24 protein-coding genes and 1 pseudogene are annotated in these 22,732 nt (G+C 64.0%); 18 read left to right on the top strand and 7 right to left on the bottom strand.

What is annotated here, in order from left to right:
- Nucleotides 1–216 precede the first annotated feature (216 nt).
- Genes JQ632_RS28830 through JQ632_RS28805 form a run of 6 tightly spaced genes read left to right on the top strand, consistent with a single transcriptional unit; the run spans nt 217 to nt 5,062 of the window.
- Nucleotides 217–441: a hypothetical protein gene (locus tag JQ632_RS28830; protein WP_212406029.1), complete on the top strand. Its 225-nt coding sequence runs from the start codon at nt 217–219 to the stop codon at nt 439–441.
- Nucleotides 442–443: 2 nt separating this feature from the next.
- Complete coding sequence (locus tag JQ632_RS28825; RefSeq protein ID WP_212406028.1) at nt 444–1,199, top strand: metal ABC transporter ATP-binding protein; 756 nt, start codon at nt 444–446, stop codon at nt 1,197–1,199.
- Nucleotides 1,200–1,204: 5 nt separating this feature from the next.
- Nucleotides 1,205–2,074 carry a metal ABC transporter permease gene (locus JQ632_RS28820; RefSeq protein WP_212406058.1) on the top strand — a complete coding sequence of 290 codons (870 nt, stop codon included), beginning with the start codon at nt 1,205–1,207 and terminating at the stop codon, nt 2,072–2,074.
- Between the two features lie 5 nt (nt 2,075–2,079).
- Complete coding sequence (locus JQ632_RS28815; protein WP_212406057.1) at nt 2,080–2,943, top strand: metal ABC transporter substrate-binding protein; 864 nt, start codon at nt 2,080–2,082, stop codon at nt 2,941–2,943.
- Between the two features lie 53 nt (nt 2,944–2,996).
- A complete protein-coding gene (locus tag JQ632_RS28810; protein ID WP_212406027.1) occupies nt 2,997–4,043 on the top strand; it encodes a GTP-binding protein in 1,047 nt (348 codons plus the stop codon).
- On the top strand, nt 4,043–5,062 hold the full coding sequence (locus tag JQ632_RS28805) for a WD40 repeat domain-containing protein (protein WP_212406026.1): 1,020 nt from the start codon (nt 4,043–4,045) through the stop codon (nt 5,060–5,062). The genes JQ632_RS28810 and JQ632_RS28805 overlap by 1 nt, the downstream gene beginning before the upstream one ends.
- 145 nt (nt 5,063–5,207) lie before the next feature.
- Here JQ632_RS28805 and JQ632_RS28800 read toward each other — a convergent pair whose 3' ends face one another.
- Entirely contained in the window at nt 5,208–6,173 is a 966-nt protein-coding gene (locus JQ632_RS28800; protein ID WP_212406025.1) for an ABC transporter substrate-binding protein, read from the bottom strand.
- Nucleotides 6,174–6,679: 506 nt separating this feature from the next.
- Here JQ632_RS28800 and JQ632_RS28795 point away from each other — a divergent pair.
- The 4 genes from JQ632_RS28795 (at nt 6,680) to JQ632_RS28780 (ending at nt 8,506) form a co-directional block, all read left to right on the top strand.
- Nucleotides 6,680–6,961, top strand: coding sequence for a hypothetical protein (locus JQ632_RS28795; RefSeq protein ID WP_212406024.1), 282 nt, complete (start codon nt 6,680–6,682; stop codon nt 6,959–6,961).
- Between the two features lie 38 nt (nt 6,962–6,999).
- On the top strand, nt 7,000–7,230 hold the full coding sequence (locus tag JQ632_RS28790) for a hypothetical protein (RefSeq protein WP_212406023.1): 231 nt from the start codon (nt 7,000–7,002) through the stop codon (nt 7,228–7,230).
- 119 nt (nt 7,231–7,349) lie between these two features.
- Nucleotides 7,350–8,066 (top strand): MgtC/SapB family protein, encoded by a 717-nt coding sequence (locus JQ632_RS28785; RefSeq protein WP_212406022.1) that lies wholly within the window; start codon nt 7,350–7,352, stop codon nt 8,064–8,066.
- Between the two features lie 110 nt (nt 8,067–8,176).
- Nucleotides 8,177–8,506, top strand: coding sequence for a hypothetical protein (locus JQ632_RS28780; protein WP_212406056.1), 330 nt, complete (start codon nt 8,177–8,179; stop codon nt 8,504–8,506).
- 267 nt (nt 8,507–8,773) lie between these two features.
- On the opposite strand, the gene JQ632_RS28775 is transcribed toward JQ632_RS28780, so the two are convergent.
- From JQ632_RS28775 to JQ632_RS28755, 5 genes and pseudogenes are all read right to left on the bottom strand, one after another.
- The gene (locus JQ632_RS28775; RefSeq protein ID WP_212406021.1) at nt 8,774–10,216 is read right to left on the bottom strand and encodes a homospermidine synthase; all 1,443 of its coding nucleotides are present in this window, start codon (nt 10,214–10,216) and stop codon (nt 8,774–8,776) included.
- Nucleotides 10,217–10,252: 36 nt separating this feature from the next.
- Complete coding sequence (locus JQ632_RS28770; RefSeq protein WP_212406020.1) at nt 10,253–10,639, bottom strand: RidA family protein; 387 nt, start codon at nt 10,637–10,639, stop codon at nt 10,253–10,255.
- Nucleotides 10,640–10,768: 129 nt separating this feature from the next.
- A pseudogene (locus tag JQ632_RS28765) lies at nt 10,769–11,371 on the bottom strand (GNAT family N-acetyltransferase).
- A 143-nt stretch (nt 11,372–11,514) separates the two neighbouring features.
- Nucleotides 11,515–12,657 carry a type III PLP-dependent enzyme gene (locus JQ632_RS28760; RefSeq protein ID WP_212406019.1) on the bottom strand — a complete coding sequence of 381 codons (1,143 nt, stop codon included), beginning with the start codon at nt 12,655–12,657 and terminating at the stop codon, nt 11,515–11,517.
- A gap of 703 nt (nt 12,658–13,360) precedes the next feature.
- On the bottom strand, nt 13,361–13,615 hold the full coding sequence (locus JQ632_RS28755) for a hypothetical protein (protein WP_212406018.1): 255 nt from the start codon (nt 13,613–13,615) through the stop codon (nt 13,361–13,363).
- Between the two features lie 136 nt (nt 13,616–13,751).
- On the opposite strand from JQ632_RS28755, the gene JQ632_RS28750 reads away from it, so the two are divergent.
- From JQ632_RS28750 to JQ632_RS28735, 4 genes are all read left to right on the top strand, one after another.
- Entirely contained in the window at nt 13,752–15,842 is a 2,091-nt protein-coding gene (locus tag JQ632_RS28750) for a M3 family metallopeptidase (RefSeq protein WP_212406017.1), read from the top strand.
- Nucleotides 15,842–16,483: a DUF1007 family protein gene (locus tag JQ632_RS28745; RefSeq protein WP_212406016.1), complete on the top strand. Its 642-nt coding sequence runs from the start codon at nt 15,842–15,844 to the stop codon at nt 16,481–16,483. The genes JQ632_RS28750 and JQ632_RS28745 overlap by 1 nt, the downstream gene beginning before the upstream one ends.
- The gene (locus JQ632_RS28740; RefSeq protein ID WP_212406015.1) at nt 16,480–17,574 is read left to right on the top strand and encodes a nickel/cobalt transporter; all 1,095 of its coding nucleotides are present in this window, start codon (nt 16,480–16,482) and stop codon (nt 17,572–17,574) included. Before JQ632_RS28745 ends, JQ632_RS28740 begins: the two co-directional genes overlap by 4 nt.
- A gap of 87 nt (nt 17,575–17,661) precedes the next feature.
- Entirely contained in the window at nt 17,662–18,099 is a 438-nt protein-coding gene (locus JQ632_RS28735) for a thioesterase family protein (RefSeq protein ID WP_212406014.1), read from the top strand.
- Between the two features lie 242 nt (nt 18,100–18,341).
- Here JQ632_RS28735 and JQ632_RS28730 read toward each other — a convergent pair whose 3' ends face one another.
- A complete protein-coding gene (locus JQ632_RS28730) occupies nt 18,342–18,740 on the bottom strand; it encodes an MAPEG family protein (RefSeq protein WP_212406013.1) in 399 nt (132 codons plus the stop codon).
- 96 nt (nt 18,741–18,836) lie between these two features.
- Between JQ632_RS28730 and hemH the strand changes: the two genes are divergently transcribed.
- The 4 genes from hemH to JQ632_RS28710 all read left to right on the top strand — a co-directional run bounded on the left by hemH (nt 18,837) and on the right by JQ632_RS28710 (nt 22,645).
- Complete coding sequence (gene hemH / locus JQ632_RS28725) at nt 18,837–19,874, top strand: ferrochelatase (RefSeq protein ID WP_212406012.1); 1,038 nt, start codon at nt 18,837–18,839, stop codon at nt 19,872–19,874.
- Between the two features lie 56 nt (nt 19,875–19,930).
- A complete protein-coding gene (locus tag JQ632_RS28720) occupies nt 19,931–20,908 on the top strand; it encodes an ABC transporter substrate-binding protein (RefSeq protein ID WP_212406011.1) in 978 nt (325 codons plus the stop codon).
- A 276-nt stretch (nt 20,909–21,184) separates the two neighbouring features.
- Nucleotides 21,185–22,180: an SPFH domain-containing protein gene (locus tag JQ632_RS28715; protein WP_212406010.1), complete on the top strand. Its 996-nt coding sequence runs from the start codon at nt 21,185–21,187 to the stop codon at nt 22,178–22,180.
- Nucleotides 22,181–22,201: 21 nt separating this feature from the next.
- On the top strand, nt 22,202–22,645 hold the full coding sequence (locus JQ632_RS28710; protein ID WP_212406009.1) for an NfeD family protein: 444 nt from the start codon (nt 22,202–22,204) through the stop codon (nt 22,643–22,645).
- The last annotated feature ends 87 nt before the right edge of the window (nt 22,646–22,732 follow it).

Here is a 22,732-nt window from a genome sequence, read left to right as displayed (position 1 = left end):
AGATCATTGCTTATGTGGTCGCCTGGGCATGTTTCGCCGTCGGGCGGGTGATCCCTTGGGAAATCCCGTCGCTGCCGGCCAGATTCGTCTGGGGTCCGGTGTGCCGTCTCGCTGCCGCTCCCGTTCCTGGCCGCGGGGATCGCCATGGCGATCATCCCCGGGAAGTGAGGCGTCCGTCGGTGGACAGAGGTAATGTTATAATATAACGTCCCGGGCATGGTTCCCGCCGCGTCCCACGCCCATCATCACGACCATTCCGACGGCCATTCGCACGGGCACGGGCACGACCATACCCATGCCCATGTCCACGATCCCGCCGCGCCCCATCCGGCCCAGGCGGCGCCCTGGTCGATCCTGCGCATGACCATGGCCGGGCGCCTGCTGGCGGCCAGTGCCGTCTGTGCGGTGCTCTGGGGCATCGTCTTTCTGGCGATGAGGTGACCATGGCGGCGCAGCTTCAATTCCACAACGTCACGCTCGGCTATGACCGGCATCCGGCGGTTCATCACCTCAAGGGCGAGGTTGCGTCGGGCGCGCTGGTCGCGGTGATCGGCCCGAACGGCGCCGGCAAGTCGACGCTGCTCCGCGGCATCGTCGGCATCGTGAAGCCGCTTGCGGGCGCGATCCATCTCGGCGGCATCGATGCGCGCGACATCGCCTATTTGCCGCAGAGCGCGGAGATCGATCGCAGCTTTCCCATCTCGGTGTTCGACTTCGTCGGCACCGGCCTCTGGCGGGCTACCTCCCTGTTCGGCGGCATCGGCAAGACCGCGCGCAAAAAGATCCTCGATGCCATCGCGGCGGTCGGGCTCTCCGGCTTCGAGAACCGTCCCATCGAAACGCTTTCGGGCGGGCAGATGCAGCGGGTGCTGTTCGCGCGCGTGCTGCTGCAGGATGCGCGCCTGATCGTGCTCGACGAGCCCTTCAACGCCATCGACAGCAAGACGACGACCGACCTGCTGGCGCTGGTCAAGCGCTGGCATGGCGAGGGCCGCACCGTGCTCGCAGCGCTCCATGACCTCGAAATGGTGCGCAACCATTTTAGCGAGACGCTGGTGCTGGCGCGCGGTCCGGTGGCCTGGGGCCCGACATCAGAGGCGCTGACGCCGGAAAACCTGATGGTCGCGATGCGGATGTGCGAGGCCTTCGACGACAGCGCGGCGGCCTGCGCCGACGACGCGCACTCGCAGGCGGCGTGACCGGGATGATCTATGACGCGCTGATCGGCCCCTTCACCGAATTCGAGTTCATGCGGCGCGCGCTTGCGGCCGTGATCGCGCTGTCGCTCGCCGGTGCGCCGATCGGCGTGTTCTTGATGCTGCGGCGGATGAGCCTCGTCGGCGATGCCATGGCGCACGCGATCCTGCCGGGCGCGGCGGTCGGTTTTCTGCTCTCGGGCCTCAACCTGTTCGCGATGACTTTTGGCGGCCTGATCGCGGGCTTTGCGGTGGCGATCCTCGCCGGTGTCGTTGCGCGCTCCACAGGCCTCAAGGAGGACGCCTCGCTTGCGACCTTCTATCTGGCCTCGTTGGCGCTGGGCGTGACCATCGTCTCGATCAAGGGCACCAATATCGACCTCTTGCACGTGCTGTTCGGCAACATCCTCGCGATGGACGACCAGACGCTGCTGGTCGTCGCCTTCAACGCCACGATCACGCTCCTGGTGCTCGCGGTGATCTTTCGTCCCCTGGTGATCGAAAGCGTCGATCCCCTGTTCCTGCGCACCGTCAGCCGCGCCGGCGGACCTGCGCATCTCGCCTTCCTCGCGCTCGTCGTCGTCAACCTCGTCAACGGCTTTCAGGCGCTCGGCACCTTGCTCGCGGTCGGCCTGATGATCATGCCGGCGGGCATCGCACGGTTCTGGTCGCGCGATCTCACGGCGATGATCTGCATCGCCGTGATCGCCGCGGCTGTGTCGGGCTATGCCGGGCTCGTGCTGTCGTTCCAGACCCGCGTGCCCTCGGGGCCAGCGATCATCCTGGTAGCGACGGTGTTCTATATCGTCTCGGTGCTGTTCGGCCGCATCGGCGGGCTGGTCCGCCAGATGTTTCCGGGCCGGCATCTGGAAGCGTGATGGCGATGCGACTGCTCCTGCTGATTGCGTCCCTGTTCGTCGCTTCGCCCTTGCACGCTGCAGAGAAGATCAATGTCGTTGCGAGTTTCTCGATCCTCGCCGACTTCGTCCGCAATGTCGGCGGCGATCGCGTCAACCTCACCATGCTGGTCGGGGCCAACAGCGACGTCCATGTCTACACGCCGGCGCCTGGTGATGCGAAGCGCATCGCCGACGCAAAACTCGTCGTCGTCAACGGCCTCGGTCTCGAAGGCTGGCTGCCGCGTCTCGTGCAGTCCTCAGGCAGCAAGGCGACAGTCGTCACGGCCAGTGCCGGCATCGCGCCGTTGAAACTTGGCTCGGGCGCCGATCCGCATGCCTGGCAGTCGATATCAAACGCAAAAGTCTATGTGACCAACATCGGCAACGCGCTGGCTGTCGCCGCCCCCGATGAGGCCGAATTCTTCCGCACCCAGGCAAAAGCCTATTTGGAAAAGCTCGAAACGCTCGACCGCGAAGTGCGCGAGGCCCTGGCGAAAATTCCACCCGAACGGCGCAAGGTGATCTCGACCCACGATGCCTTCGGCTATCTCGCGGCCGAATACGGTATCCAGTTTATCGCCCCGCTCGGGGTTTCCACGGAAACCGAGCCCAGCGCGCGCGATATTGCAGCCATTATCAGCCAGGTCAGGGCTGCGAAAATTCCGGCCGTGTTCCTCGAAAATATCAGCGACGACCGGCTGATCCGGCGGATCGCGGCCGAGACCGGCGCAAAGGTCGGCGGGACCCTGATTTCGGACGGTTTAACAGGCGAAAAGGGGCCTGCCCCCACTTACATTGACATGGTCAGGCACAATATAAAGGCCCTGACCAGCGCGCTTGACCATTAGGGTGGGGGCCACCCCGCCACGCGTCGCGCGCACCGCCCGATGTCGGAGTTTTCATGTCTGAAGTGACGTCTTCCAAGATTCCCGTGACCGTCCTGACCGGCTATCTCGGTGCCGGCAAGACCACCCTGTTGAACCGCATTTTGTCGGAGAACCATGGCAAGAAATACGCCGTGATCGTCAACGAATTCGGCGAGATCGGCATCGACAACGACCTCATCATCGGCGCCGATGAAGAGGTGTTCGAGATGAACAATGGCTGCATCTGCTGCACCGTGCGCGGCGACCTCGTGCGCATCATGGATGGGTTGATGAAGCGCAAGGGCAAGTTCGACGCCATCATCGTCGAGACCACGGGTCTCGCCGATCCGGCGCCGGTCGCGCAGACCTTCTTCGTCGACGAGGACGTGCAGAAGAACGCCCGCCTCGACGCGGTCGTGACCGTTGCCGACGCAAAATGGCTGTCCGACCGGCTGAAGGACGCGCCCGAGGCCAAGAACCAGATCGCCTTTGCCGATGTCATCGTGCTGAACAAGACCGATCTCGTCTCCAAGGGCGAGCTTGCCGAGGTCGAGGCGCGCATCCGCGGCATCAACCCCTATGCCAAGCTGCACCGCACCGAGCGCTGCTCGGTCGCCCTGGCTGATGTGCTCGATCGCGGCGCCTTCGACCTCGACCGCATCCTCGACATCGAGCCGAGTTTTCTGGAGGCCGATGATCATGACCACGATCATGATCACCATCACCATGGCCACGACCATCATCACCATGATCACGGCCACGGCCTGAAGCACTATCACGACGAGGAGATGCAATCGCTCTCGCTGAAGACCGACAAGCCGCTCGATCCCGGCATGTTCATGCCCTGGCTGCAGAACCTGGTGCAGACCGAAGGCCAGAAGATCTTGCGTTCGAAGGGCATTTTGTCGTTCCGTGGCGATGACGACCGCTACGTTTTCCAGGGCGTCCACATGATGCTGGAGGGCGACCACCAGCGGAAATGGAAGGACGGCGAGCCGCGCGAGAGCCGGCTGGTCTTCATCGGCCGCGAATTGCCGGAAGAGACCATCCGCAAGGGTTTTGAGAGCTGCGTCGTCTCGTGATGACTGAGTTCACTCCGGATCCCTATTCGCCCTCGATCGTCTCCGTCACCGACCGGGTCCGCCCGGTTGCGCTCGGCATGGCGGTGACCTCGGCGCATTTTCTGTCCGACCGCATTGCCTTCGTCGGCGGCGAGGAGAACGTCGCGCTGGTCGACGCCAGTGGTGAAGTCAGCAAGGTCGCCGTCCATAGCGGCGGCATTCTCTCCACCGCCAGCGACGGCAAGCGCCTGGTGATGGGCGGCGACGACGGCAAGGTAGTTGCGCTCAATGCCAAGGGCGAGGTGACGCTGCTCGCCACCGACCCCAAGCGGCGCTGGATCGACGCGGTAGCGTTGCATCCCGACGGCGCCTTCGCCTGGTCGGCCGGCAAGGTCGCCACCGTCAAGAGCGGCAAGCAAGAGGAGAAGTCGCTCGAGGTGCCCTCGACCGTCGGCGGTCTCGCCTTCGCGCCGAAGGGATTGCGGGTCGCGATTGCGCATTACAACGGCGTGACGCTGTGGTTTCCCAACATGGCCGCGACCGCAGAATTCCTGCCCTGGGCCGGCTCCCATCACGCCGTCACCTTCTCACCGGACAACAAGTTTCTGGTCACCGCGATGCACGAGCCGGCGCTGCATGGCTGGCGGCTCGCCGATAACCGCCACATGCGCATGACCGGCTATCCCGCCCGCGTCCGCTCGATGTCCTGGAGCGCGGGCGGCAAGGCGCTCGCCACCTCGGGCGCCGATACCGTCATCATGTGGCCGTTCGCCAGCAAGGACGGCCCGATGGGCAAGGAGCCCGCGATGCTCGCGCCGCTGCAGGCGCGGGTCGTCACTGTTGCCTGCAATCCCAAGAGCGACGTCCTCGCCGCCGGCTACAGCGACGGCACCGTGCTGATGGTGCGGCTGGAGGACGGCGCAGAAATCCTGGTCCGCCGCAACGGCACCCCGCCGATCACAGCACTCGCCTGGAACGCCAAGGGCACGCTGCTCGCGTTCTCCGACGAGGCGGGCGATGCGGGGCTGTTGGACCTTTAGAGCACGCGTCTTGACAAGCCGTGTGCTCGTAAAATCCGCCGTACTGGCGCAGGCAAAGTTACGTTCGCTTTACCTCGCAGAGCGGACATTGAAGTCACACGTCAGTATGTCCGCTAAGGGCCCGGGAGCGGACCCATGCACAGCCTTACTCTATCACTGCATTGGCGCTTACAAGCAGATTGCTTGGAATTGTGATGCCGAGTGTTTTCGCCGTCTTTAGATTGATCGCCAGGTGAAATTTCGTGGGCTGTTCTACGGGAATTTCACCCGGCTTCTCACCCTTCAGGATTTTATCGACGTAATCAGCTCCTCGCTGAAAAATTTCGCGAACGTCCGGTCCGTAGGAGAGCAGTCCGCCCAGCTCGACAAAGAATTTGAACTCGTGAAAAATTGGAATCCTGTGTTCCAAACCAAAATCGGCGAGCCGCTTGCCAATTGTAGTAATCACGCCGTCGCTGACAGTAAGCAACGCCTCGGGAGGGGTGTTGAGGATCGCCTCAAACGCTGCGTCGACATCAGCAATCCTTCGATACTCCACAAAACGAACCGCTATCTTGAGCTTTTCAGCTGCCGCCGAAATCGTCTCGAAATGAATATTTCCGCCCGGAACAGTCGGATTGCCAATCACAGTCATACGCGACAGTTGAGGCAATACCTCCTTCATTATCTCGACGCGCTTGACGTCAAGCTCGGGAGACATGGTTTCATAGCCGGTAATATTGCCGCCGGGATGAGCAAGGCTCTTGTAAAGGCCGGACCCAACTCCATCATGACTGAATATGACGACGATGGGAATCGTACGGGTCGCCTTCTGGACGGCTAGTCCGTATTCGCCCGTCACAGCAACGATAACGTCCGGGTTGAGGCGTACCAGATCGGCGGCCATCCCAGGCAGCAATTCCGATTTTCCCTCGGTAAACCGCAACTCGATTTTGAGGCTTCTTCCTTCGAAATATCCAAGCTCTTTGAGCCGATCAGCGAAAACCCGGCCCGCCGGCGCGATTCCTAGAAATCCGATGAGATAGGTTTTCTCTGCGCCCCGCAGTCGGTTCGGAACCGCTGCGACGACCGCCCCTCCCGCAAGAACGCTAACGAACTCGCGCCGCTTCATTGCCACGCCCCTAAAGTGGGGGAATGGAATATAGCACAATTTCACCTCAAATGTTCAGCCGAAATCGCGCAGCCAGCGTGGCACTTTTTCAAGTCGATAGGAAAAACGTACAGCTAGTCTGAGGTCTGCAATGGGTCACTCGCGTCATTATTGGTCGGTTCGCCGGATGTCTGCTTATCCTCTCACAGCGGCAGAGTAGCAGACATCTCGGAACCGCTGCTTAGGGCCAGAACCGGAAGTCTCGCTCGCACGTAATGCACTCTCATTTTCTGGGGAACACACGCACGATCATTCGGGCAAACCCGCCACTCGAAATGCGTGCGCTCGAAGGCCGTTCGAACCAATCGCATTGACCGACTGCGTTATCGACAGTTGCAGACTGCCGCATCGACGTCGTCCAGCTGCAAGCAAGCACCTTGCAGCGCAGCTACGGAACAATATTACATCTGAGAGATGCGCGGAACGAAACGGGTCGTCAGTCTTTCTCTGGCCTTTGGGAGGTGCACATGACTTCTCAGGCTACAGAAGGCGCCTGCGCGTTTGCTTGGCGGAACTACTTGCTGCGACACAACGGCGTCAGCGAGAACGATACTCGGCGTTCCGCCCTCTATCGCTACGTCGCAAATCTTTGTGATACCGGAGAAGATGATTTCGATCTCTTGCAAATAGCGGCAGTCGCTTACTTGAAAAAACTGGACGAATTGCATGACGACCGATCTGCAAGGCTCGCGGTAGATAACATTTTGGCCGAACGTTTAGCATCGCGCAGTGCTCAACCCGACACCTAACTTCAGACAAATAACGCCAGAGGGAAGGAGCGAACAGCATGGCAGACAAATCCGCTGACTCAAACCGTTTCGCGCGCGACCCACAAAGAGGCATCGCCGCAGCGACAGGAATCGGCATGAATGCCTTGAAGCCAATTATGCACTTTCAGGTCTCAATGCTGAGGATGTGGGCCGATAGTATTGAGAGGTTCGCGGGCAATTACGAAAAGGGGTTGGAAGAAACCGTGACCGCCGTAGAGGAGCAGTCAGACAAGGAACGCGCCGCGTAAATCAACGCGAATGGTTACGTGGAATCCGCTCAGGGTCCAGAAGCGGACCCAAGGAATCCGAGCGGACCGGCCTTGTGGACCTCTAATCAATCGTCATCTTCAAGCCGTATCAATAGCGCATGCGGTTTCTGACGACCTTCCAGTTCGCCGACTTTGCCGACACGCTGGTCAGCCTGTTCACGGCCTTCGTGCTGGGCACGCTGATCGGCGCCGAGCGGCAATATCGGCAGCGCACGGCGGGCCTGCGCACCAACGTGCTGGTCGCGGTCGGGGCGGCGGCCTTCGTCGATCTCGCCATGCATCTGACCGGGGCTGACGGCGGGGTTCGGGTGATCGCCTATGTCGTCTCCGGCATCGGCTTCCTCGGGGCCGGCGTCATCATGAAGCAGGGCATGGATGTGCGTGGCCTCAATACGGCGGCGACGCTGTGGGCCTCAGCCGCGGTCGGCTCCTGCGCCGGTGCGGATATGATCGCGCAGGCGGTCGCGCTGACCGTGTTCGTCATCGCCGGCAACACGCTGCTGCGCCCGCTGGTGAATGCGATCAATCGCATCCCGCTCGACGAGCGGCGTTCGGAGGCGACCTACTACTTCAAGCTGGCCGTGACGACCGAGGCGCTGCCCGACATGCGCGACGCCCTGGTCGAGAAGCTGGAGGCGGCGAGCTATCTGGTGGCCGATGTCGACGTCGTCGAGATCGGCGACGACATTCTGGAGATCGTCGCGACCCTGGTTGCGACCGCCGTCGACCCGAACGAGCTCAACGCCGTCGCCGTGGAGATGCAGCGTCAGAACGGCGTGCGCCACGCCACCTGGGAAGTCTCGACCACCGACTGAACCCTGCGTTTTGGCGCGTCAGGCGAGGGTACCCCGCGCCGCCGGCGTTCCACGGAACCGCCGTCGGGCAATTTCGTTGATATCAGCGGAAAGGCTCGCGGGTGAGCGACATGACTGGCAAGGACGACAAGCGCAGCGTGAGACGAGATCTGTTGATGGCCGGTGCGCTGTTCGTGGCCGGCGTCGTGGTCTCCGGCTTGTCGATCGCGCAGATCCGGGCCCAGAACCGGCACATGGCGCAGGCGACGCAGCCGCTGCAGGGGACGCCGTCGGACGATCAGACCAGGACGCCTGCGGAATCCAAGCCCGGCGGCGACCGCCCGACCACACCCGCGCCCGAACCGGCACGCCCCGACCCGCAAACGCAGGGTGCAGCGAGGCCGGCGCTGCCGCCGGCCCCGGCCGAGAAGATCGCCCCACCGATCAAGGACAAGCAGTAGGCAACGCTCGCCTTTTTGTCCCACACGCGCAACGGCGTCGTGTAGCCGGGTGATCATGCCGGCTACAGTGCATGGGGTTGTTTTCGCGCTTTTTGTTTGAGGGCCTGTCATCGCGGGCACCGTCATTCCGGGGCGCGACGAAGTCGCGAGCTATGATGCGCAATTGCGCATCTGAGAATCCATTTGTCCGCGTGTTCTGAGGTCCGATGGATTCCGGGCTCGGCGCTGGTGCGTCGCCCCGGAATGACGAGCGGGGGGAGCGCGCGCTCAGCGCACCAAGATATTCCGGAACTGCCAGGGATCGGACGTGTCGATGTCCTCTGGGAACAGCCCGGGCCGGTCAGTGAGCGGCGTCCAGTCGGTGTAAAAGCCCTTCACCGGGCCGAGATAGGGCAACTGGATTTCCAGCAGACGATCAAAATCCATCTCGTCGGCTTCGACGATGCCTTCGTTCGGGTTTTCCAGCGCCCACACCATGCCGCCGAGCACGGCCGAGGTCACTTGCAGGCCGGTGGCGTTCTGATAGGGCGCGAGTTCGCGGGTCTCTTCGATGGAGAGCTGCGAGCCGTACCAGTAGGCATTGTTGTCATGGCCGAACAGCAGCACGCCGAGTTCGTCGATGCCGTCGACGATTTCGTTCTCGTCGAGGATGTGGTGCTTTTCCTGCATCTTCCCCGCGCGGCCGAACATTTCATGCAGCGACAGCACGGCATCGTCCGCCGGATGATAGGCATAGTGGCAGGTCGGCCGATAGATCGCCGTGCCCGAGGCGTCGCGTACCGTGAAGTAATCGGCGATCGAGATCGACTCGTTGTGGGTGACGAGGAAGCCGTACTGCGCGCCGCGGGTCGGGCACCAGGTGCGCACGCGCGTGTTGGCGCCGGGCTGCATCAGGTAGATGGCGGCGCCGCAGCCGGCTTCGTGGGTCCGCGCATTCTCGGGCATCCATTTTTCATGGGTGCCCCAGCCGAGTTCGGAGGGCTGCACGCCTTCCGACAGGAAGCCTTCCACCGACCAGGTGTTGACGAAGACATCAGGCTCTTTCGGCTTCTTGGAGCGCTGGGTGTCGCGTTCGGCGATGTGGATGCCCTTGATCCCAGCCTGCCGCATCAAGTCCGCCCATTCGGCCTTGGTCTTCGGCCTGGGGGCATTGAGCTTCAGATCGGCGGCGACATTGAGCAGCGCCTGCTTGACGAAAAAGGAGACCATGCCGGGATTGGCGCCACAGCAGGATACGGCCGTCGTCGAGCCCTTAGGCCGCGCCTTCTTGGCGGCCAGCGTCACTTCGCGAAGGGCGTAGTTGGAGCGCGCTTCCGGGCCCTTCGAAGCATCGAAATAGAAGCCGAGCCAGGGCTCGTTGACGGTGTCGATATAGAGAGCGCCGAGTTCGTTGCAGAGCTCCATGATGTCGGCGGAGCCGGTGTCGACCGAGAGATTGACGCAAAAACCCTGGCCGCCGCCTTCGGTGAGCAGCGGGGTCAGCACGTCGCGATAATTGTCTCTGGTCAGGCCCTGCTGGATGAATCTGACATTGTGCTTCTCGCAAAGTGCCTTGCGGCCCTCGTCCTTAGGATCGAGCACGGTGATGCGCGACTTGTCGTAATCGAGATGCCGCTCGATCAGCGGCAACGTGCCTTTGCCGATGGAGCCGAAGCCGACCATGACGATGGGGCCGGTGATCTTCGCGTAGATCTGCGAGGCGGGGCTCATCAAGTATCTCCAGAGAACGTCTAGGTGTTGGTGGGATCAGGTGCGGCGCTTCGCGGTCACTTCGATCTCGATCTTCATCTCGGGCTTGTAGAGGCCTGAGACGACGAGAAGCGTTGCGGCCGGGCGGATGTCGCCGAGCACCTCGCCGCAGACGGCGAAATGCGCATCCGCGTCCTTGGCGTCGGTGATGTAGTAGGTCGCGCGGACGATGTCGGCCATCGCGAAGCCGCCCTCCTTGAGGGCCGCCTCGATGGTCTTGAAGCAGTTGCGTGACTGGCTCGTGACATCTGCCGGCATCGTCATGGTGGTGTAGTCGTAGCCGGTGGTGCCGGCGACGAAGGCGAAGTCGCCGTCGATCACGGCGCGGCTGTAGCCGGCGGTCTTTTCAAAGGGCGAGCCGGTGGAAATCAGGCGACGGGACATGCTTTTTGGACCTCGACTGAAGGAGCTTTCGGCGGGGGTTTACGGGCATTTCGCCGCCGCGCGCAACCCTTAAAGGGGCCGCGCTCGGCGGGACCATTGGCGTGGTGTCGGCAGGCGCGGGCGCGGCCCTCAGGCCGCGTGCGGTACCGCGAGCGGGGCCTTCACGGCGCGAACTGCCCTCGCTTTGGGCAAGGACTTGCCCGTCGGGACGATCATGCCCCATGCGCCGTCGAGCGCACCCTCGGTGAACTCGAGCGCGAGCAGCCGGTCGCGCTCGAAGCTGCCCGGCAGCGACAGCTCGCCGGTCTTTTGAGCCGTGAAGCCGAAGCGGGTGTAGTAGGGCGCATCGCCGAGCAGGATCACGGCGGCGTGCCCGCGCGCCCGGGCGGCGGCCAGCGCTTGATTCATCAGCGCGGCGCCGATCCCGAGCTCGCGGCAGGCAGGGTCGACCGCGAGCGGTCCGAGGACCAGCGCGGGCCTGCCTCCGGCGCTGACGTGCCAGAGCCGCACGGTTCCCACGAGTTTTCCCTCGCGCAACGCCGTCAGCGCGAGGCCGGCGGCGGGGGCGCGTCCGTCGCGCAGGCGCTGGCAGGTGCGCTGATGGCGGGTCTCGCCAAAGCAGGCATCGAGCAGCGCCTCACGTGAGGCAACGTCGGAAGCACGCTACGCACGGATCGCGAACGGAGCGGCTTTCGAGGTGAGGGCGATCGGTGGCTTCCGAAGAGCAGTCATGGCACGTCAGTCCCCGCTTGGACCCGCGTGCGAAGGGCGCGCGGCTCAAGCGTTGTCAGAAATGGCAATGTCGGGGAGGGAGCCGGCACGCCGGCTCCCGGGTTCGTCAGGCCTCGAAGGCGAGGCGGATCAGATGTGGCAAATCAGATGTGATAGGTCTTCAGCGGCGGGATGCCGTTGAACGCCACCGACGAGTAGGTCGACGTATAGGCCCCGGTCCCTTCGATCAGCACCTTGTCGCCGATCTCGAGCGTCACCGGGAGCGGATACGGGTTCTTCTCGTACAGCACGTCGGCGCTGTCGCAGGTCGGACCCGCGAGCACGCACGGCGTCATGTCCGCGCCGTCATGAGCGGTGCGGATGGCGTAGCGGATCGACTCGTCCATGGTCTCGGCCAGACCACCGAACTTGCCGATGTCCAGATAGACCCAGCGCACCTCGTCCTCGTCGCTCTTCTTCGAGATGAGCACGACCTCGGACTCGATGACCCCGGCGTTGCCCACCATGCCGCGGCCCGGCTCGATGATGGTCTCCGGAATCTGGTTGCCGAAGTGCTTGCGCAGCGCACGGAAGATCGAACGGCCGTACTGCAGAACCGGCGGTACGTCCTTCAGATACTTCGTCGGAAAACCCCCGCCCATGTTGACCATGGTCAGGTTGATCCCGCGCTCGGCGCAGTCACGGAACACGGTCGAGGCCATCGCGAGCGCCCGGTCCCATGCCTTCACCTTGCGCTGCTGCGAGCCGACATGGAAGGAGATGCCGCACGGCTCCAGGCCCAGACGCTTGGCGAGGTCGAGGACCTCGACAGCCATTTCCGGGTCGCAGCCGAACTTGCGCGACAGCGGCCACTCGGCGCCGGCGCAGTCATAGAGAATGCGGCAGAACACCTTCGCAGCCGGGGCGGCACGGGCGACCTTCTCGACCTCGGCGGCGCAATCGACTGCGAACAGGCGAATGCCGAGCGCGAAGGCGCGCGCGATGTCGCGCTCCTTCTTGATCGTGTTGCCGAAGGAGATGCGGTCCGGCGTAGCTCCAGCGGCCAGCGCCATCTCGATCTCGGCGACGGTCGCGGTGTCGAAGCAGGAGCCCATGGAGGCCAGCAGCGTCAGCACTTCCGGCGCCGGGTTTGCCTTGACGGCATAGAACACGCGGCTGTCGGGCAGCGCCTTGGCAAAGGTCTGGTAGTTGTCGCGCACGACTTCGAGGTCGACGACGAGACACGGCTCGGTGTCGAGGCCCTCGCTGCGGCGGTTGCGCAGGAATTCCTGAATACGTTCGGTCATAGCACCCTCCAAACGGCCCAGCGACGGGGATCCGTTCAAAAAATGACGTCGGATAAGAGTGCCCCGGCCAGATTGCGCGATGGAGGCGCAACGAAGCCAAAAGACTCAAACCAGACTGTGCTGCCGTGGATTGGTTGGGAATTTCCCGCCCGCACACCTGGCAATGAAGGACAAGCCTTTTCAGTAGCCCGCGCCGGCGTTGGAATGCCGGTAGAGACCAAAAAAGCCCGATCCGTCGTTGCTTTAAGTCGCGTCCCCCGTTGAGAGCGGGGTGCGCCGGTTCGCCTCCGGCTGCCAGTCACGGTTGCAAAGAGCGAAGTCACCTTCGACAAGGCATCTCTTTGAGAGAGATGCTGGACGCTCCGGCGTTTGCTTCGTCTTCCGACTTGTCAGTCCTTCGACCTTCAAGTCTTCCGACTTCCGCACTTCCGAAGAGCCCCTCGGCTTCTTCACCCCTTGGCGGCTGTCCGGCCTCTTGTCCGGATACCTACCGACTGACACACGACCACAGGCACGTGCGAAATTGGGCAATTCCGCACATAAGCGTTTTGACTCTGCTTCGCAAGAATTTTTTTAGGTTAGCGACAGATTTGCCTAACGACTGCTTGCGCAGTGATGCGCGAGCGGCACCGAAGATGAATGGTCGTTAAGTTTCCGCGCCGAGCGCGTCGCTGCGAGCGACGCGTCGCGACGACTGACCTCGCTAGACGCGGCGCGTGAAGGGCTCGACGCGCTGTGCGGCGCGGATGAAGGCCGTCATGACGAGGACGCCGAGTCCGAACAGCACCGCCTGAAGGATGTGCGCGCCGGTGTTGTCGAGCCCGAACAGAATCGCGAGCGCCCAGCCGCCGGCGAAGGCCGCGCCGAACACTTCGGCGCCAATCAGGATGGCGGCGCTGATGACAGTGATCACGCTCGGCCAGACGATCTGGCGGGAGGAAGAGGCAGGCGCGTCCATGGGGCAAGATCCCTCGTCTAAGAGGGCCGCAATCTCTCCGAAAAGGCCGCCCAGAGCAAGGCCAAATGGCCCAAAAAAGCCCCATCGCGTGCTATAGCTGGCCCCAATAAATCAGCTCAAAAACCGGGACCAAGCGATGTCAGAACCCCGCCAGAATACAGGCCCCGCGCAGGCCGAGACGAACCCGCTGCTGAAGGCCTGGGTGACGCCCTTTGCGACCCCGCCATTCGACGAGATCAGCCCGGAGCACTTCCTGCCGGCCTTCGAGCAGGCCTTCGCCGACCACTCAGCGGAGATCGCGGCCATCACCCACGACCCGGCGGCGCCCGACTTCGCCAACACGATCACGGCGCTGGAGCGCTCCGGCAAGCTTTTGACCAAGGTCGCGGCAGTGTTCTACGACCTCGTCTCGGCGCACTCCAATCCGGCGATCCTGGAGACCGACAAGGAGGTCTCCCTGCGGATGGCACGGCACTGGAATCCGATCATGATGAACGCCGTGCTGTTCGGTCGCATCGCCCAGCTGCACGAGAATCGCGCCTCGCTCGGGTTGTCGCCGGAGCAGCTCCGCCTGCTGGAGCGGACCTACACTCGCTTCCATCGCGCCGGCGCCGGCCTCACCGAGGAGGCCAAGAAGCGGATGGCCGAGATCAACGAGCGGCTCGCCCAGCTCGGCACCACCTTCAGCCACCATCTGCTCGGCGACGAGCAGGAGTGGTTCATGGAGCTCGGCGAGGACGACCGCCAGGGTCTGCCCGAGAGTTTCGTCGCCGCCGCCAAGGCCGCGGCAGAAGATCGCGGCATGGCCGGCAAGGCCATCGTCACGCTGTCGCGCTCCTCGACCGAGCCGTTCCTGAAGAGCTCGGCCCGGCGTGACCTGCGCGAGAAAGTCTACAGGGCCTTCACGGCGCGGGGCGACAACGGCAACACCAACGATAACAACGCCACTATCGTCGAGATCCTCAAGCTGCGGGAGGAGAGCGCAAAACTCCTGGGCTACCCGACCTTCGCCGCTTACCGCCTGGAGGATTCCATGGCCAAGACGCCCGATGCCGTGCGCGGGCTGTTGGAGCGGGTCTGGAAGCCGGCGCGGGCGCGGGCGCTCGCCGACCGCGACGAGATGCAGGAGCTGATCGCGCAGGAGGGCGGCAATTTCAGCCTCGCCCCCTGGGACTGGCGCTACTACGCCGAAAAGCTCCGCCTCCAGCGTGCCAATTTCGACGATGCCGCGATCAAGCCGTATCTGACGCTCGACCACATGATCGCCGCCGCCTTCGATTGTGCCACGCGCCTGTTCGGCATCACCTTCACCGAGCGCAAGGACGTGCCGGCCTGGCATCCGGACGTGCGGGTCTGGGAGGTCAAGGGCCCCGACGGAAAGCACAAGGCGCTGTTCTACGGCGATTACTACGCCCGGCCGTCGAAGCGCTCAGGCGCCTGGATGACCTCGCTGCGCGACCAGCAGAAGCTCGACGGCGAGATCGCCCCGCTGATCATCAATGTCTGCAACTTCGCGAAGGGCGCGGGCGGGGAGCCCTCGCTGCTGTCGCCGGACGATGCCCGCACCCTGTTCCACGAGTTCGGCCACGGCCTGCACGGCATGCTCTCCAACGTGACCTACCCGTCGCTGTCGGGCACCTCCGTTTTCACCGACTTCGTCGAGCTGCCCTCGCAGCTCTATGAGCACTGGCAGGAGCGGCCCGAGGTGCTGCAGCAGTTCGCAAAACACTACCAGACCGGCGAGCCCCTGCCGGACGACCTGCTCCAGCGTTTCCTCGCGGCGCGAAAGTTCAACCAGGGCTTCGCCACCGTGGAGTTCGTGTCCTCGGCGCTGGTCGATCTTGAGTTCCACACCCAGCCGGCGGCTGCCGCCGAGGATGTGCGGGCCTTCGAGAAGAAGGAGCTCGAGAAGATCGGCATGCCCGAGGAGATCGCGCTGCGCCACCGGCCCACGCAGTTCGGCCACATCTTCTCCGGCGACCATTATGCCTCGGGCTATTACAGCTACATGTGGTCGGAGGTGATGGACGCCGATGCCTTCGGCGCCTTCGAGGAAGCGGGCAACATCTTCGATCCCGCCGTGGCGAAACGCCTGCACGACGACATCTACTCGACGGGCGGGTCGGTCGACCCGGAGGCCGCCTACGAGGCCTTCCGCGGCCGGCCGCCGGAGCCCGACGCGCTCTTGCGCCGCCGCGGTCTTTTGGACGAAGCGAAGGCTGCCTGATGGGCTGGATTCGCAGGCTCTCCGGACTGCTGCTCGCGGCCGCCCTGTCCCTGGCGGCGGGGGCCGCGAGTGCGCATCCGCATGTCTGGATTACTGCCACGAGCGAGGTGCTGTACGCGCCGGACGGCTCGGTCACCGGCGTGCGCCACGCCTGGACCTTTGACGACATGTTCTCGGCCTATGCAGTGCAAGGGCTCGAGGGCAAGACCAAGGGCACCTACAGCCGCGAGGAGCTGGCGCCGCTCGCCCAGACCAATGTCGAGTCGCTGAAGGAATACGCCTATTTCACCTTCGCCAAGGCCGACGGGAAGAAGGAGCGTTTCAATGAGCCGATCGACTACTTCCTCGACTACAAGGATACCGTGCTGACGCTGCACTTCACGCTGCCGCTGAAGAACCCGGTCAAGTCAAGGCAACTTGTGCTGGAAGTGTTTGACCGCTCCTTCTTCATCGACTTCAAGATGACCGACAAGGAGCCGGTCAAGCTGGTCGGGGCCCCCGCCGGCTGCCAGATGAAGCTGGAGCGTCCGAGCGACGGCACGGCGAGCGCGCAGAAGCTGAACGAGCAGACCTTCATGAATGGCGAGAACTCGAACTTCGGCCTGATGTTCGCCAACAAGATCACCCTGGACTGTCCGTGAACCCGACCTCGCCCCTCCTGCGCGGGCTCGTCACTGCTGCGGCGCTCGTCGCCGTGGTGCTGGCCGCCGACGCCGCGCTTCATGATCTCCTGGCGCAAAACCCCTTTGGCGCGCCGCGCCCGGCGCCGGCAGCCGAGCCGGAGGCCGGCGGCATCGTCGGCTGGCTCTTGGCAAAACAGTCGGAATTCTATCGCGAGATCTCCACCACCATCCGCGCCGCGAAGTCCGACGGCTCGGCGGTGTGGACGCTGCTCGCGATCTCCTTTGCCTATGGGATCTTCCACGCCGCCGGGCCCGGCCACGGCAAGGCTGTCATCTCATCCTATCTCGTCGCCAACCAGGAGACCGCGCGGCGCGGCATCGCGCTGTCGTTTGCCTCGGCCCTGATGCAGTCGCTGGTGGCGGTCGCCATCGTCGGCATCGCGGCCTGGGCGCTGAACGCCACCGCAAAGACCATGTGCAGCGCCGAGAAGGTGATCGAGATCGCAAGCTACGCCCTGATCGCGGCGTTCGGTGCCCGCCTGGTCTGGGTCAAGGGCGGCGCCTTCATGCGCGCGCTCGGGGCGAGTCAGCCCGTGCCGGCCATCGCGGGAGCAGGGCACCACCATCACGACCACAGCCACCAACACCATGATCATCACCACGATCATGACCACGGCCATCATCACGATCACGCCCATGCGCATGACCACGTCCATGACGAGCATTGTGGCCACTCCCATGGGCCGACGCCGAGCGAACTCGCCGGGCCCGGCGGCTGGCGGCGCGGACTGGCCGCGATCCTCACCGTCGGCATCCGGCCCTGCTCGGGCGCGATCCTGGTCCTGGTGTTCTCGCTCGCCCAGGGCCTGTTCTGGGCCGGTATCGCCGCGACCTTTTTGATGGGACTGGGCACCGCGATCACGGTTGCGACCATCGCCGTGGTGGCGGTCTCCGCCAAGGATATCGCGCGGCGCCTGAGCTCGGCCCGCGACGGCGGCGGTGCGCTTTTCATGCGCGGCATCGAGTTTGGGGCGGCCGGCCTCGTGCTGCTGTTCGGTGCCGGCCTGCTGTTCGGCTATCTCGCCGTCGAGCGGACGACGTGCTTCTAACCGCCGCGCTGGGTCCGCTTTGAGAAACGCGTCCGCTCGGCTATTCCTGCGGCATAACTAACAAGAACCCTTCAGCCGAGGACATCGATGTCGCGCGAAAACTTCTGGTTCTTTCACCCGTTCCGGGTGCGCTATTCCGAGATCGACGGCCAGGGCGTCGTCTTCAATGCGCATTATCTGACCTATTTCGACACCACCATCACCGAGTATTTTCGCGCGCTCGGCTTCGACCAATATGCCGATGCCAAGCAGAGCGGCATCGATTTCCACGTCGTGAAATCGCTGATCGAATACAAGGCGCCGGTCCGCTTCGACTGGGAGCTCGACGTCGGCGCGCGCGTGGCACGGATCGGCAATTCAAGCCTGACTTTCGAGCTTGCGATCTTCCTCAAGGGCCACTCCGAGGCCCTCGTCACCGGCGAGATCGTCTGGGTCTACACCGACCAGAAGACCCATCGTCCGGTCCCGATCCCGGCCTCGATGCGCGACCTCATCGCGACGCGAGAGCGGCATCTAGCTGTGTGAGCCCTTACCCTCCCCATCCAGGAGAGGGCAATCGCATATGACCCTGGAAGCTTGTGCGCAGGCGTTTCCACATCGTCATGGCCGGGCTTGTCCCGGCCATCCACGACCTTTGCCGCCGCACGAAGAACGTGGATGCCGGGACAAGCCCGGGCATGACGAGCTTGTGGTGCGGGCATCCCGAAGGAAAGTGATTGGCATACGCAATTGCCCTGCCCATCCAGGGAGGGTAAGCAAGTGAGCACTCATACCGGCAAAAAGCGTTTCAGCACCGGCATGAAGAAGATCGCGACGTTGATGAAGAAGCCGAGGCTCCAGAGGATGGAGCGCAGCGTCGGGCGGTTGCCGACATAGGTGAAGACGTAGGCGACCCGCACGAGCAGGAACAGGGCTGCGAGCTCGTCGACCAGGCGTTGCGGCGAGTCCCGGTATTCGGCGAGCAGCACCGCGAAGGCGAAGAACGGGAAGGTCTCGATGCCGTTCTGATGGGCGCCCAGCGCGCGCTGGGCGATGGCATCCTCGTAGAATGCGCCATCGCGCGGGCGCGAATTGTCGAAACGCCCGATCCTGGTCCATTTGATCGCGACGATCGTTGAGAGATAGAGCAGCAGTGCTCCGAAGACACACAATTCCGCAAGGGTCATCTGTCCCGCCCCGAAGCATCGCCGCGCTCCACCCGAAACTAGCGAACCCGGCCTCGCCTTGACAAGTTCGGTGCAACGCGCGAACCCAAATCCGTCATGACCTCCGTCCCGCCCACCGAGAAGCCGAAGCTGGCCGCAGCACCAGGCGCGCCGCGCGTCGGCGTGCTGCTGGTCAATCTCGGCACGCCCGACACCGCCGATGCCCCGGGCGTCCGCGTCTACCTCAAGGAATTCCTGTCCGACGCCCGGGTGATCGAGGACCAGGGGCTGGTCTGGAAGCTCATTTTGAACGGGATCATCCTGCGCCGCCGCCCGCGCACCAAGGCGCTCGACTACCGAAAGATCTGGAACAACGAGAAGGACGAGTCGCCGCTCAAGACCATCACGCGCTCGCAGGCCGAGAAGCTCGCGGACGCGCTCGCCGACCGCACCCATGTCGTGGTCGACTGGGCGATGCGCTACGGCAATCCATCGATCCGCGCGGGCGTCGAGGCGCTGATCGCACAGGGCTGCGACCGTATCCTGGCGGTGCCGCTCTATCCGCAATATTCCGCCTCGACTTCGGCGACGGTCTGCGACGAGATGTTTCGCGTGCTGTCACGCCTGCGCGCACAGCCGACGCTGCGGGTGACGCCGCCCTATTACGACGACGAAGCCTATATCGAGGCGCTCGCAAGCTCGATCGATTCCCATCTTGCAACGCTCGCCTTCAAGCCCGAGCTGATCGTCGCCTCGTTCCACGGCATGCCCAGGAGCTATGTCGACAAGGGCGACCCCTATCAAGAGCACTGCATCGCCACCACCAACGCGCTGCGGCGGCGCCTGGGCATGGACGAGACAAAGCTGCTGCTGACCTTCCAGTCGCGGTTCGGCAATGACGAGTGGCTGCAGCCCTACACTGACAAGACGATGGAGCGTCTCGCGCGCGAGGGCGTGCGCCGCATCGCCGTGGTGACGCCGGGCTTTGCCGCCGACTGCCTGGAGACGCTCGAGGAGATCGCGCAGGAGAATGCCGAAATCTTCCGCCACAATGGCGGCGAAGATTTTGCCGCGATCCCCTGCCTCAACGACAGCGAGGCCGGCATGGACGTGATCCGCACGCTGGTGCTGCGCGAGCTGCAAGGCTGGATTTGAAAAGGCTGGATTTAAAAAGGCTGGATCTGAAGAGGCTGGATCTGACGGGAATTTCCATGAAGCGGCGCGATGTCCTGGCGCTCCTCGGTACGGCCTTCGCGATCCCGTTCGCGGCGCGGGCGCAGTCGCCGGCCGGTCTGCGCCGCCTCGGCGTCCTGACGGTGACGGCCGCCGATGACGCAATCGGCCAGACCCGCACCGCCGTCCTCCTCGAAGCGCTCGCCGCGCGCGGCTGGAAGGAGCAGGACAATCTCCAGATCGACTGGCGCAGCGGCCGCGGCGACCGTGCCCTGATCGCGCGTCTTGCCGGCGAGCTGGCCGCGCTCAATCCCGACATCCTGCTCGCGATCGGCACGCCCTCCGTCGAGGAGCTGCGCAAGCGGGCCGCATCGACGCCGATGGTCTTCGCCGTCGTGACCGACCCCGTCGGCCAGGGTTTTGTCGAGAGCCTCGCCCGTCCCGGCGGCAATATCACCGGCTTCACCGACTTCGACGGTCCGATGGCCGGCAAATGGCTGGAGATGCTGACCCAGGTCAGTCCGAAGGTCAGCCGCGTGCGTGTGGTCTATAACCCCGCGACGGCGCCATTCGCCGGCCTCATGCTGCATACGATCGAGGATGCGGGGCGCGCGCTCGGCGTGGCGGTCGAGGCCGTGACTGTCACCGACGTGGCATCGATCGCGGCACTGGCCGGGCGGACGGATTCAGCCCTGCTCGTGCTGCCGGATTTCTTCACGCTCGCCAACCGCGCGCGCCTGTTGGCGGCAGCCAATGAGGCCCGCGTCCCCGCCGTGTACTGGAGCCGCACCTTCGTCGAGGAAGGCGGGCTGATGTCCTACAGCACCGACAGTGCCGAGCAGATGCGGCAGGCCGCGGCCTATATTGACCGCATCCTGAAAGGCACGAAGCCGGCCGACCTGCCGGTGCAAAATCCCACCAAATTCGAGCTGGCGGTCAATTTGAAGACCGCGCGGGCGCTGGGGCTGACGATCTCGTCGTCGCTGCTGGCGATCGCCGACACCGTGGTTGAGTAGCGCTCGGCTCCTTGTTTGAGCATGATCTCCGCGCAAACGCGTTCCGCGTTTGTCGCGAGGGAAAACCGCTCCGCACTTTTCCGGATCATGCCGTAGGATGCCGCCGTGCCGTTTCAAGGGCTCTTTCGCAATACTTATCGGCGGCCGTTCCGCCTCCGTACTTCTTGTGGAAAGGCGCTGGCGCGCCGACGTGAATCGCAACCGCTGAACCGGTAGGGTGGCGATCCCGACCAATCAACGGCGCGGGAAACGCATTTTCCCGCCTTGGGAGGAGCTATGAGCGGTTTCGACTTTTTCGCGATTGCGCTGGTATTGCTGGTCATTGTCACGCTGCTGGCCGGCGTGAAGACGGTGCCGCAGGGCTATGACTGGACCATCGAGCGGTTCGGCAAATACACCCAGACGCTGAGCCCGGGGCTCAATCTGATCGTGCCCTATTTCGATCGCGTCGGGCGCAAGATGAACATGATGGAGCAGGTGATCAACATCCCCGAGCAGGAGGTGATCACCAAGGACAACGCCACCGTGACAGTCGACGGCGTGGCCTTCTTCCAGGTGTTCGACGCGGCGAAGGCGAGCTATGAGGTCGCCAATCTCGAGCAGGCGATCATCGTCCTGACCATGACCAACATCCGCTCGGTGATGGGTTCGATGGATCTCGACCAGGTGCTGTCGCATCGCGACGAGATCAACGAGCGCCTGCTGCGCGTGGTCGACGCCGCGGTCTCGCCCTGGGGCCTGAAGGTCAACCGCATCGAGATCAAGGACATCGTGCCGCCGGCCGACCTCGTCGAGGCGATGGGCCGGCAGATGAAGGCCGAGCGCGTCAAGCGCGCCGACATCTTGCAGGCCGAAGGCCAGCGTCAGTCGGAGATCCTGCGTGCCGAAGGCGCCAAGCAGGGCCAGATCCTTCAGGCGGAAGGCCGCCGCGAGGCCGCCTTCCGCGACGCCGAAGCCCGCGAGCGTTCGGCGGAGGCCGAGGCGAGGGCGACGCAGATGGTGTCGGAAGCCATCGCCAAGGGCGACGTGGCCGCGCTGAACTATTTTATCGCCGACAAGTATATCAAGGCGTTTGGACAGCTCGCGGACTCGCCGAACCAGAAGGTCATCATGCTGCCGGTTGAAGCGATGAGCATGCTCGGCTCGCTCGCCGGCATCGGCGAGATCGCCAAGGCGACGTTCGGCGAAAGTGCGGCGTCGGCGGCCGCCGTGCGCCGCGGTTCGGTGCCGCCGACCGGCGCCACGCCGCCGGCCGTGCCGCCGAGGCAATAGGATAGTCAAAGAGGTCGTGTCATGACCGAGATGTTCGTTACGCTGGGGACCTGGAACTGGCTGATCTTCGGCTTCCTTCTGATGGGGCTGGAGGTGTTCGCGCCCGGCGTGTTCCTGTTCTGGCTCGGGCTCGCGGCGCTGCTGGTCGGCCTCTTGTCGTTCGTCTTCCATCCATCCTGGCAGGCGCAGCTCGTGATGTTCGCCGTGTTCGCCGCAGCCGCGGTGCCGGTGTGGCGCAGGCTTGCGCGGAGCAAGGCGGACGCGGGCGCGAGCCCCTATCTCAACAGGCGCGCCGATGCGCTGCTCGGGCGAGAGTTTACGCTCGAGAAGCCGATCATCGACGGAAGCGGCACCATGCGCATCGGCGACACCGTCTGGCGCGTGGCCGGCCCGGATACGCCGGCAGGCACGCGGGTGAAAGTGGTGCAGGTCGACGGCGCAAATCTCACGGTGGCCGCGGCGTAGGTCTCTCTCACCCTCTCCCCTTGTGGGCTAGGGGATTCCCGGATTTTGTTCTTGGGTGGCAAGAGCATAGCCCTCGAGCGTGGCGGC

It is taken from the genome of Bradyrhizobium liaoningense (genome assembly GCF_018130955.1).
GTDB classification, from domain to species: domain Bacteria; phylum Pseudomonadota; class Alphaproteobacteria; order Rhizobiales; family Xanthobacteraceae; genus Bradyrhizobium; species Bradyrhizobium liaoningense_C.
This window is presented reverse-complemented; position numbering and strand designations above follow the sequence as displayed.